Annotated in this window: 12 protein-coding genes; 4 read left to right on the top strand and 8 right to left on the bottom strand. The window is 62.8% G+C overall.

Translation table 11 applies throughout. From position 1 onward, the window contains the following. Both CQ12_RS02445 and CQ12_RS02440 read right to left on the bottom strand, forming a co-directional pair. Positions 1 to 335, bottom strand: a 335-nt coding sequence (locus CQ12_RS02445; protein ID WP_283807342.1) for a TCP-1/cpn60 chaperonin family protein, incomplete at its 3' end; no start/stop codon positions are given. Positions 336 to 426: 91 nt separating this feature from the next. Further along, on the bottom strand, positions 427 to 741 hold the full coding sequence (locus tag CQ12_RS02440; protein WP_057833773.1) for a co-chaperone GroES: 315 nt from the start codon (positions 739 to 741) through the stop codon (positions 427 to 429). A gap of 382 nt (positions 742 to 1,123) precedes the next feature. Between CQ12_RS02440 and CQ12_RS02435 the strand changes: the two genes are divergently transcribed. Continuing rightward, complete coding sequence (locus CQ12_RS02435) at positions 1,124 to 1,411, top strand: usg protein (RefSeq protein WP_057833772.1); 288 nt, start codon at positions 1,124 to 1,126, stop codon at positions 1,409 to 1,411. Positions 1,412 to 1,558: 147 nt separating this feature from the next. Then, positions 1,559 to 2,098, top strand: coding sequence for a cupin domain-containing protein (locus CQ12_RS02430; RefSeq protein WP_057833771.1), 540 nt, complete (start codon positions 1,559 to 1,561; stop codon positions 2,096 to 2,098). Between the two features lie 120 nt (positions 2,099 to 2,218). Here the strand turns inward: CQ12_RS02430 and CQ12_RS02425 are convergent, their stop codons facing one another. After that, complete coding sequence (locus tag CQ12_RS02425; protein ID WP_057833770.1) at positions 2,219 to 3,469, bottom strand: NupC/NupG family nucleoside CNT transporter; 1,251 nt, start codon at positions 3,467 to 3,469, stop codon at positions 2,219 to 2,221. Between the two features lie 112 nt (positions 3,470 to 3,581). Here CQ12_RS02425 and CQ12_RS02420 point away from each other — a divergent pair, with 112 nt between their 5' ends. Further along, a complete protein-coding gene (locus tag CQ12_RS02420; RefSeq protein WP_057833769.1) occupies positions 3,582 to 4,805 on the top strand; it encodes an MFS transporter in 1,224 nt (407 codons plus the stop codon). Positions 4,806 to 4,957: 152 nt separating this feature from the next. Here the strand turns inward: CQ12_RS02420 and CQ12_RS02415 are convergent, their stop codons facing one another. The 3 genes from CQ12_RS02415 to CQ12_RS02405 all read right to left on the bottom strand — a co-directional run bounded on the left by CQ12_RS02415 (position 4,958) and on the right by CQ12_RS02405 (position 7,493). Then, a complete protein-coding gene (locus tag CQ12_RS02415; protein WP_057833768.1) occupies positions 4,958 to 5,722 on the bottom strand; it encodes an SDR family oxidoreductase in 765 nt (254 codons plus the stop codon). A 14-nt stretch (positions 5,723 to 5,736) separates the two neighbouring features. After that, positions 5,737 to 6,495, bottom strand: a complete 759-nt coding sequence (locus tag CQ12_RS02410) for a proteasome-type protease (protein WP_057833767.1) — start codon at positions 6,493 to 6,495, stop codon at positions 5,737 to 5,739. A 185-nt stretch (positions 6,496 to 6,680) separates the two neighbouring features. Further along, the gene (locus CQ12_RS02405; RefSeq protein ID WP_057833766.1) at positions 6,681 to 7,493 is read right to left on the bottom strand and encodes a class I SAM-dependent methyltransferase; all 813 of its coding nucleotides are present in this window, start codon (positions 7,491 to 7,493) and stop codon (positions 6,681 to 6,683) included. 71 nt (positions 7,494 to 7,564) lie between these two features. On the opposite strand from CQ12_RS02405, the gene CQ12_RS02400 reads away from it, so the two are divergent. Beyond that, positions 7,565 to 9,178: an ABC transporter substrate-binding protein gene (locus CQ12_RS02400; RefSeq protein ID WP_245309698.1), complete on the top strand. Its 1,614-nt coding sequence runs from the start codon at positions 7,565 to 7,567 to the stop codon at positions 9,176 to 9,178. 120 nt (positions 9,179 to 9,298) lie between these two features. Here the strand turns inward: CQ12_RS02400 and CQ12_RS02395 are convergent, their stop codons facing one another. Next, positions 9,299 to 10,138, bottom strand: a complete 840-nt coding sequence (locus CQ12_RS02395) for a transglutaminase family protein (protein ID WP_057833764.1) — start codon at positions 10,136 to 10,138, stop codon at positions 9,299 to 9,301. Between the two features lie 112 nt (positions 10,139 to 10,250). Beyond that, positions 10,251 to 11,195 (bottom strand): alpha-E domain-containing protein, encoded by a 945-nt coding sequence (locus tag CQ12_RS02390; protein WP_057833763.1) that lies wholly within the window; start codon positions 11,193 to 11,195, stop codon positions 10,251 to 10,253. Between the last annotated feature and the right edge of the window lie 5 nt (positions 11,196 to 11,200).

Genomic DNA, 11,200 nt, shown 5'->3' with positions numbered 1-11,200 from the left:
TTCATGCCGGCGGCAACCGACTTGGCGCCTTCACGGACGATCGCAGCCGCCAGAACGGTTGCGGTGGTGGTGCCGTCGCCGGCAGCGTCCGCGGACTTGGAGGCGACTTCGCGCACCATCTGCGCGCCCATGTTCTCGAACTTGTCGTCGAGCTCGATCTCCTTGGCGACGGTGACGCCGTCCTTGGTGATGCGGGGAGCGCCGAACGACTTGTCGAGCACGACGTTGCGGCCCTTCGGACCGAGCGTGACCTTCACGGCATTGGCGAGAATGTCGACGCCGCGCAGCATGCGGTCGCGGGCATCAACGCCGAATTTGACTTCTTTGGCTGACATATTTGGTTTCCCTGAGTTGATCTTTGTTTCTCACCCTGTCGGGGAGGCGCCTCGCGGGCGCTCCTCAGGGTGAGCGTGGCAGGCGAAGGGCTTAGGCGGCCTTCTTCTTGGAGGCGGGGACGTCGAGCACGCCCATGACGTCGGACTCCTTCATGATCAGGAGATCTTCACCGTCGATCTTGACCTCGGTGCCCGACCACTTGCCGAACAGGACGCGGTCGCCAACCTTGAGGTCGATCGGGATCAGCTTGCCGGCTTCGTCACGGCCACCCGGGCCAACGGCGACGACTTCGCCCTGGGAGGGCTTTTCCTTGGCACTGTCCGGAATGATGATGCCGCCAGCGGTCTTCTCTTCGGCGTCGATGCGCTTGACCACGACGCGGTCGTGAAGCGGACGGAATTTCATGCAGTCCTCCTAAGTTTCTGAAGATGTTATCAGAATTGGCAATTTTGGCAGTCCGAGCCAGCGAGTGCTAACTCGGCTGCGGCTGATTTAGGCCAGTATTCTTCGGGGGACAAGGGCTTCTAGCAGAAAAATTGGCACTCAAATATGACGCCTGCCAATTTCGTTAGTCATGATTAACCGGGGCGGACGTACTCCGGGACCCCGTATTAGCACGTGCGGTAAGCTGCTGCTAACGCGTGAATTTTCAACAGTTCATTAAACATTTAGACTTGTGATGGGTTGGTCTCGTGCGTCACATTTCTCTCATGTGAGCGCATCTCCGCCGGGGTGGCTCGGTGTGTGGCCACCACGTGAAATGCGCTTCCAGCAATGGAGGTTTGGCATGGTGTCGCGGGTTGGAGTTGCTTCCGACGACTTCCGGAAGCAGGTGCTGGGTTACGGGCTGACGACGGCGCAAATTCTTTATCGGATGCCGGATCACCCCTCGTTGCTGCAGACCTATGTCTGGCAGAACTACGATCTGTTTCCGAAATTCCCGGCGCTGAAGGATTTCCTCGCCTTCTGGCAGGAAAAGCTCGATGGCCCGCTATTTTCCGTGACGGTTGCGCATTCCAGGCTGATCAAGCCGGCCGAGTTGCGCGCGGTGGACGGGGTTTTCAGGCTGCATTGATTGAGATGCTGTAGGGCGGGCAAAGGCGCTTGCGCCGTGCCCACCATCTGACACTCTGCTAGTGGTGGTGGGCACGCTTCGCTTTGCCCACCCTACAAAATTGAATTCGTGTTAGCCTCTTTGCATAAACAAAAAAGGGAGGCTCCCATGGCCAAGAAGAAAGTGACGTCACGTCCCGCGGCGCAGCCTGCCGTGAAGAAGAAATGGTCGGGCCACAAGACAGCCGCCAAATCCAGAGCCCGCAAGGCCCTCAAATCCAAGGGGCGTGTGTCGAAGGCCAAGCCGGCCAAAAAGGCGCGGCCGAAGCAGACCATCGCCATCAGCCATCACCGCGAAGAGGATTTCAAGGCCGACGGCCTGCGCACCTACGCCAAGTACCGCGACCTCGGCATCAAGGATGCGACCCACGGCCTGGCGCAGGCGCATGTGATCCGCCTGCAGGGGCCCTGCAATCCGGCGGAAGTTTCAAAGCTGCATTACCACGACGTCGAATTCCAGATGGTTTATGTGCTCAAGGGCTGGGTGAAGACCTACATGGAAGGGCAGGGCGAGACGCTGATGCAAGCGGGCAGCGCCTGGACCCAGCCACCACGCATCAAGCACCTGATCATGGATTATTCGGACGACGTCGAACTGCTGGAAGTGATTTTGCCGGCGGATTTCAAGACGGTGGAATTGGCATCGTAAGGCTCGCCGTCATTGCGAGCGAAGCGAAGCAATCCATTCCTCAGTCCGGGATAGATGGATTGCTTCGTCGCTTCGCTCCCTTGCGCAAACGCTTCGCGTTTGTCGCTGGCAATGACGAACCTACGTCAACACCCCCACCACCGCGCCCATCAAACACGTCGCCAACGTGCCTGATACGATCGACTTCAGCCCGAGCGCATTGATCTCCTCGCGCCGCTCCGGCGCCATGGTGCCGAGGCCGCCGATCATGATGCCGAGGCTGGCGAAGTTGGCAAAGCCGCACATCGCGTAGAGCATGATCAGCCGCGAGCGCGGATCGAGCGCGTCAGCGCCGAGCTTCGACAGTTCGACATAGGCGATCAGCTCGTTGAGGATAGTCTTGATGCCCATCAGGCTTCCGGCCGTGACGGCTTGCGGCCAGGGCAGGCCCATCAGCCAGCAAACGGGCGCCATCAGGTAGCCGAGCAGCCGCTGCAGCGAGATTTTGGCGCCGCCAATCTCGGGCAGCAGCCCCAAAATCGCGTTGGCGAGATAGACCAGCGCCACCAGCACCAGCAGCATGGCGACGATGTTGAGCAAAAGCTCGAGCCCCGCCGTGGTGCCCTTGACGATCGCATCCATGGTGCTCGAGACCTGCATGTCAGGATCTTCCAATGATCCCCCGGTGCGCTTGTCCGACGTCTCCGGCACCATGATCAGGCTGATCAGGATCGCAGCCGGCGCGCCGAGCACCGACGCAATGACGAAATGCGCCGCCGCATCCGGAATCAGCGGGGCGAGGAAGGTCGCGTACAGCACCAGGACCGTGCCGGCGATGCCCGCCATGCCACCGGTCATCACCAGGAACAACTCGCTGCGCGTGAGTTGCGCCAGATAGGGGCGAATGAACAAGGGCGCCTCGACCATGCCGAGAAAGATGTTGGCCGCGGTCGACAGGCCCACCGCGCCGCCGACGCCGAGCGTACGCTCCAGCAACCAGGCCATGCCGCGAACGACCGGGGGCAGCAGGCGCCAGTAGAACAGCAGCGTGGTCAGAACGCTCATGACGAGTACGATCGGCAGCGCCTGAAAAGCCAGGATGAAATCCGCGCCCGGGGCCTTGAGATCGAAGGGAAGGGGGCCGCCCCCGAGATAGCCGAACACGAAGGAAGTGCCGGCGCGCGTCGCCGCCGAGATCGTGTTGACGGCGTCGTTGATGGCGCCGAACGCTTTTGCCACCGGCGGCAGCTTGAGCAGCACCAGTGCGGTGACGATGGTGACGGCAAGGCCAACCGCCATTTGCCGCAACGAGACCGCGCGGCGGTTCTCGCTGAGCGCCCATGCGATTGCCAGCAGCGCCAGCACGCCAAACGCTGATTGCAGTTGCAGCATGAATCCCCCGAAGCCCCGGCGCGCGATTATGCCAGCGCCGCGTGGCCGCGCAATGCCGTGTTGCGGGCCTGCCCGTTGACATCGGCGCCGCGCTCGGTCACCCGTCTCGCCCATGTCCTCGACGATACCGGTGGGCGCCCGCGAACTGCTCAGGCACGCCCCGTTTCTGTATTTTCTGCTTTCGCGCAGCCTGTCGCGCTTCGCCAGCCAGATCGCGGCGGTCGCGATCGGCTGGCAGATCTACGACCTCACCGGCAGCGCCTTCCAGCTCGGCATGGTCGGGCTGGTGCAATTCCTGCCGACGGCGCTATTGGTTTTCGTGGCGGGGCACGCCGCCGACCGGTTCGAGCGCAAGCGCGTGGTGCAGCTTTGCCAGATTGCGGAAGCGGTGACCGCGCTGTTCCTGGCGGTCTCGACCTTTGCCGGCTGGCTCGACGAGGTGCAGATCTTCATTGCCACCTTCGTGATCGGCATCGCCGGCGCCTTCGAGAGCCCGGCGACGGCCGCGCTGCTGCCGCTGATTGCGCCCAGAGGCTCGCTGCAGCGTGCGACCGCGATTTCCTCGGGCGCCGCGCAGATCGCGACCATCACCGGTCCCGCACTTGGCGGTCTCATCTACGTCTTTGCGCCGAGCCTGCCGTATCTCGTCATCGTCGTGTTCTGGCTGGCGGGCGCGGTTCTCACCGGCTTCATCCACACGGAGAAGCAGGAGCTTTCGAAAGAGGCGACGGTCGCAGACGATGTGTATGCCGGTGTTCGCTTCATCCGCAACAATCCGGCGATCCTAGGCACCATCTCACTCGACCTGTTTGCCGTGCTGCTCGGCGGCGTCACGGCGCTGCTGCCGATCTATGCCCGCGACATCCTGCAGACCGGTCCGCTTGGCCTCGGCGTCCTGCGCGCCGCGCCCGCGGTCGGCGCGCTGTTGATGACCGCTTATCTCGCGCGTCACACCATCAATCGCCATGTGGGATTGCGGATGTTCCAGGCCGTGATCGTGTTCGGCGCGGCGACCATCGTGTTCGCGCTGTCGCAATGGATGTGGCTGTCGGTACTGGCGCTGGCGCTGTTGGGCGCCGCCGACACGATCAGCGTGGTGATCCGCTTCTCGCTGGTGCAGCTCGCGACGCCCGATGAGATGCGTGGTCGTGTCGGCGCGGTGAATTTTCTCTTCATCAACGCTTCGAACCAGCTTGGCCAGTTCGAAAGCGGCGTCACCGCGGCGCTGTTCGGCACCGTGCCGGCGGCCGTGCTCGGCGGCGTCGGCACCATCGCGATCGCGCTGTTGTGGATGAAGCTGTTTCCGTCGCTGCGGAAGGTGGAGCGGTTGGAGTAGGGGCTACGATGTCTCAGCATGTCGTCCCTGCGAACGCAGGGACCCATACCGCGTGAGCCCATCATGTGCACACGAACGGTAGAGACCTCGTAACCCAACGAGCGCTGCGGAGTATGGGTCCCCGCTTTCGCGGGGACGACGTCAGAGTGGCGCTAGCCCCGTCCGACGAACGGCATCTTGGTCGCCATGACCGTCATGAACAGCACGTTGGCATCGAGCGGCAGGCCCGCCATGTAGGCCACCGCATCGCCGACTGCCTTAGCATCCATGCGCGGCTCATGCTTCATCGTGCCATCGGGCTGCATCACGCCGGGGCCGGCGACCATGCGATCGGTCATCGGGGTGGCGGCATTGCCGATGTCGACCTGGCCGACTGCGATATCATACATGCGGCCGTCGAGATTGCTCGCCTTGGTCAGGCCGGTGATCGCGTGCTTGGTCGAGGTATAGGCCGACGAGAACGGCCGCGGGGCGTGCGCCGAGATCGAGCCGTTGTTGATGATGCGGCCGCCGCGCGGGGTCTGGTCCTTCATGATGCGGAAGGCGTGCTGCGTGCACAGGAATGGGCCGGTGAGGTTGGTGTTCACCACCGCCTGCCACTGCTCGAGGCTGAGGTCTTCGAAATTGACCGGTGGCGCGCCCATGCCGGCATTGTTGAAGAGAACGTCGAGCCGGCCGTAGGTATCCTTCACCTTGGCGAACAAGGCCGCGATCGACTCCGGCTTGGTCATATCGGCGGAAACGCACATGCTCTTGCCGACATTGTCGCCGAGCTTCTTGGTCTCCTCCAGCATCTCCATGCGGCGCCCGGCCAGCACCACGGTGTAGCCGGCATTCATCAGCGCCAGCGATGCGGCGCGTCCGACGCCGGTGCCTGCACCGGTAACGAGCGCGATCTTGTTGGTTGCGTCGGCCATTGTTTTCCTCGCCTTTACTTCTTTGCTTCTGTTTCGGATTTGTAGGGTGGTCTTGGAATATTCTGGTGTGCCGCGCGTAGCGCCGCCGACCAGCGCGCGCGCAGGTCGTGGAAATAGGGCTCGCCGGCCTCGATGCGGTGGTTGAGATCGGCCTCGCAGGCATCCGTGCGCACCACCAGCACGTCGATCGGCAGGCCGACGCCGAGATTGGAGCGCATGGTCGAATCCATCGAGATCAGGCCGGTCTTCAGCGCCTCATACAATTCGACGTCGTAATGCATCGCTCGGTCGAGCACCGGCTTGCCGTATTTGTGCTCGCCGATCTGCAAATAGGGCGTGTCGGTGGTGCATTCGATGAAATTGCCGGCGGTGTAGACCATGAACAGCCGCATCCGCGAGCCCTTGATCTGCCCGCCGAACAGGAAGGAGACATCGAAAGAGACGTCTTCGGACCGCAGCGCCGGGCCCTCGGTGGCATGGACCTGGCGGATCGCCCGCCCGATGCGCTGGGCCGCCTGGAACATGGTCGGCGCGTTCATCAGTGTCTCGACCTCGCCGGTGTTGGGGTCCTCGATGCCCTCGGTCAGGGTCGACAGCACCGACTGGCTGATCGCCAGATTGCCGGCGCTGGCAATCGCCATGATGCGCTCGCCGGGCTTCGAGAAAATATGCAGCTTGCGGAAGGTCGAGACGTTGTCGAGGCCGGCATTGGTGCGGGTATCCGCGATCATGACCAAGCCGTCCCGCACCAGAATTCCGCAGCAATAGGTCATTCAAAGTCCCCGACGCGTCCGTTTTTCGGCGGCCAAACTAGTAGCCAATTTCGGGGGGCCATCCAACCCCAATTCCCCTTGGCGCGGCATGCTCCGGGCGGCACGAACCTGCTCCGCTGGGCGGCGTAGCGGCTTGTGCCGGAGGCTTACCGCCGCCTGGACCCATCCCGGAGCTCAAACCGGGATCAGGCCCGCGCCAGAACGACATGCGCCTGGATCTTGGCGGCAACTTCGCCGTTTCCATGCTTGCGCGCGATGGCGGCTGCGGCGTGGTCGGTGGCGGCCTCGAGCTTGTCGGCGGCACGCGCCTCAATCTCGTTGCGTAGCGGCGTTCCCTGGCAATAGGCGGTCGCGATATGACGGGGCGAGGGTCCGCGGCTCTCCTCCGCCCTGGTTTCGATGGTCACGTTCGAAAAGCCTGCTTTGGCCAGATCGCTGCGGATCAACGCGACGTCGTGATAGCCGTGCGGCGTGCGCGCCAGAAAGCGCGGCGGATCGTTTGCAAAGAATTCCGCGAGCGCGTTGGTCACGTCGTCCGCGAACACGTTCTCCTCGATGCGGTCCCATGCGTTGAACAGGAAAGTTCCGCCCGGCTTGAGCACGCGCCTGGCCTCACGATAGGCCGACGGGCGATCGGGAAAGAACATCCCGCCAAACTGGCAGCAAACCAGATCGAAGGTGGCATCTTCGAACGGCAGTGCCTGTGCATCCGCTGTGCGCCAGCTGATGCGATCGTCGGCATTTTGCCGCGTGGCGGCATAATCAAGCATCGGTTGATTGAGGTCGGTCACGACGTAACGGGCATCGGAAGAAAGTCCGGGCGCCAGTGCGCGTGTCACCACGCCGCTGCCGGCCGCGATTTCCAGCACGGCCTTGGGTGAAAGTGCCGCAGCCTTTTGCGCAATATCCCGGGCGTAGCTCTCGAAGATCAAGGGAACCATGTAGCGGTCATAGTTTTCCGGGATCGAACCCGCGAAGATCTTGTCGCCTGCTGACATGGCCTGTCCTCTGCGTTACGCTTCGATCTCTCGTCATTCTAATGAAAAAGAAAATACATGGGGAGGCCGTCGTGCGCGTCAGAAAACTGCCGGGCAAGTCACATGCTGCGTTGGCGTCGCTTTTTTGCATTGCACTGATTGCCGCAAGCCCTGCCGCGGCGCAGAAAAAAGGCGGCACGCTCCGGCTCTATCACAACGACAATCCGCCCTCGACCTCGCTGCATGAGGAAGCGACGATTGCCTCGGTGACGCCGTTCGCGGCGATCTTCAACAATCTCGTGGTGTTCGATCCGGCCAAGGTGCACGAGAGCATCGACACCGTCATTCCGGATCTCGCCGAAAGCTGGTCGTGGGATTCAACCAACACCAGGCTGACGTTCAAGCTCCGGCAGGGCGTGAAATGGCACGACGGCCAGCCGTTCACGGCCAAGGACGTGCAATGCACCTGGCGGATGCTGATCGGCAAGACCGAGACCCAGGACTTCAAGCGCAATCCGCGCAAGGTCTGGTACACGAAGCTGCAGGACGTCTCCATCAACGGCGATTATGAGGCGACCTTCGAGCTGAGCGAGCCGCAACCGAGCCTGCCGGTGCTGCTGGCGAGCGCGTTTTCGCCGGTTTATCCCTGCCACGTGCCGCAGCAGGCCATGCGCACCAAACCGGTCGGCACCGGGCCGTTCAAATTCGTCGAGTTCAAGCGGGGCGAGTCGGTGCGCCTGGTGCGCAATCCCGACTACTGGAAGAAGGACCGTCCCTATCTGGACGAGATCACGTTCCGGATGATCGACAGCCGCGCGACGCGGATGCTGGCCTTTGCCACCGGCGAATACGACATCACCTTTCCCTCCGACGTCAGCGTTCCCCTGATGAAGGATGTCAAGGCGCGCGCGCCGAACGCGATCTGCGAGATGACGACGACGGGGACGCAAATCAATCTGATGGTCAACCGCGTCAACCCGCCGTTCGACAATACGGATATCCGCAAGGCGATGTCGCTGGCGCTGGACCGCAAACCCTTCAACACCATCCTGATGGAAGGGTTGGCGCGCATGGGCGGGGCCATGCTGGCCAAGCCAGAGGGCGAGTGGGGCATGCCGCCGGACATGGTATCGTCGCTCACGGGCTATGGTCCTAACGCCGAGAAGAACATCGCCGAGGCGCAGGCGATCATGCAGAAGCTCGGCTATAGCGATGCAAAGCCGCTGCAGATCAAAATCCAGACCAGGAACCTGCCGACCTATCGCGACCCCGCCGTGATCCTGACCGACCAGCTCAAGAAGATCTACATCACGAGCGAACTCGACATTCTCGACACGCCGCGCTGGTACGCGCGGCTGGCGAAAAAGGATTACACGATCGGGCTGAACGTCACCGGCGTCAGCGTCGATGATCCCGACGGCAACATCGTCGAGAACTATTCCTGCAAGTCGGAGCGCAACTACACCCAGTATTGCAACCCCGAGGTCGACCGGCTGCTGGCGGCGCAATCGAGCGAGCTCGATCGGGAGAAGCGGAAGAAGATCGTCTGGGAGATCGAGCGGCTGCTGGTCGAGGACGCGGCGCGGCCGATCATCCTGCACTCGTCGGCCGCCAATTGCTGGCAGCCCCATGTGAAGAACTTCCAGCCGCACGACAACAGCCAGTACAACAATCTGCGGTTCGAGGACGTGTGGTTGGACAAGTGACGGCCGTAGGGTGGGCAAAGCGGAGCGTGCCCACCATCTGGCATCACGATCGTAGATGGATGGTGGGCACGGCGCGATGCGCCTTTGCCCACCCAGGCTCGTCGCAATGCCGGCTGAATGCTACTGCGACTGGCTCTGCCACTGGCCGGGACGTCCCGCTTGTTCGACTTTCACCGCCACCGTCAGCGTCTCCGCGCCGCCGCCATAACGCGTGCCGCGCACTGGGGCGGCGCCGAGATAGTCGAGCCCGATGGCGACGCGGGCGTGGGCATCGGTGGTGCAGATGCCGTTGGCGGCATCGAAGCCGACCCAGCCAAGATCCGGCACATAGGCCTCTGCCCAGGCGTGGCCGGCCTGCTGATGAGTGGTGCCGTCGGAGCGCAGGAAGTGTCCGGAGACGAAGCGCGCCGGAACGCCGCCGGAGCGGGCGCAGGCGATGAAGATGTGCGCATAGTCCTGGCAGACGCCGCGCTTGAGCGCGAAGGCTTCCGCCGCCGAGGTGCCCGAGTTGGTCGGGTCTTCGTCGAAGATCATGTGCTCGTTGATCTGCACCATCAGCGCATGCAGGAAGCCGAGCACGTCGCCGTCGGATTCCGAGCGCATTTCGCGGGCGAACGTCGCCATCGCCGGGTTGACTTCGGTCAGCGCGGTGGAGCGCAGGAACAGGCTCGGCGGAAAGCGTTCGTCGGTGCCGCGCAGCACGCCGCCGGTGTCGTGGGTCTCGATCAGCCCTTCGACATGAATAGACAGGTCGGCGATCGGGCCGTGAGTCAATACATGGGTGACGTTGCCGAACGCGTCCTGATGGGTGTCGAGGCGGGAATCGGTCGAGACGTCGATCTGCCATTCGGCGACATATTGCCCGTCATGGCTGCCGGGCGTCATGCGCAGGATCTGGATCACGCCCGAGGCCGGGGGCTCGTAGCGATAGCTCGTGGTATGGGCAATTCGCAGGCGCATTGGGTGTCTCTTCTTTCGCGCCGTCATTCCGGGGCGATGCGAAGCATCGAACCCGGAATCTCGAGATTCCGGGTCTGGCGCTTGCACGCCATCCCGGAATGACAGCGCTCGATCAAATCAAATACTGCCTGGTGATGATCTCGCCCAGCCTTGAATTGTCCGCGATGAATTCCTGGATGAATTCATGGACGCCGTGCTGGAAGATATCGTCCATATGGCTGTGTTCAAGCCGGTTTCGCACCCCGCGGGCATGGCGCTGGGAGGCGCCCTGGCGGCCATAGGCGACGCCGATCTGGTCGAGATTGCGCACCAGATTGCTGTAGCAGCTCGCCAGCGACCGCGGCAGCGTGTCGTTGAGGATCAGGAGGTCGGCGATCAGCCACGGTTTCAAGGTCTCGCGATAGACCCAGTGATAGGCCGTCAGCGCCGACACCGAGCGGAGGATCGAGGTCCACTGGTAGTAATCGAGCGGACCACCGACATGCTCCTCCTCGGGCAGCAGCACGTGATACTTCACGTCGAGAATGCGGGCGGTGTTGTCGGCGCGCTCCAGGTGCAGCCCGAGGCGGGAGAACCAGTAGGCGTCGTTGCGTAGCATGGTCCGGTAGGCGGAGCCGTCGAATCGCAGCGAGGTCTCCTGCACGAAGCGGAGAAACCGCGCCAGTTCCTCGCGGCTGGAGGTGCCCTTGCCCCAGACTTCCTGCAATTCGATCCAGGCCGAATTGATGGTGTCCCACATCTCGCTGGTCAGCGCCGTGCGCACCGAGCGCGAATTGAGCCGGGCCGCTTCGATGCAGTTCTTGATCGAGGAGGGATTGGCCGGCGAGAACGCCAGATACTCGACGACGTTCTGCTCGGTGGCTTCCTGATAGGTCTCGTAGAAGCTGGTGCTGACGCCGGCCGTCAGCAGCGCCGATTCCCACTCATTGGTCTTGCCGATATAGGCGGCGGGAAGCGCGGTGACGCGCAAGGTGGCGTCGATGGTGCGCGCGATATATTCGGCGCGCTCGACATAGCGGGCCAGCCAGTACAGGTTTTCGGCGGTGCGCGACAGCATACGAA

It is taken from the genome of Bradyrhizobium jicamae (assembly GCF_001440395.1).
Classification (GTDB): Bacteria; Pseudomonadota; Alphaproteobacteria; order Rhizobiales; family Xanthobacteraceae; genus Bradyrhizobium; species Bradyrhizobium jicamae.
This window is presented reverse-complemented; position numbering and strand designations above follow the sequence as displayed.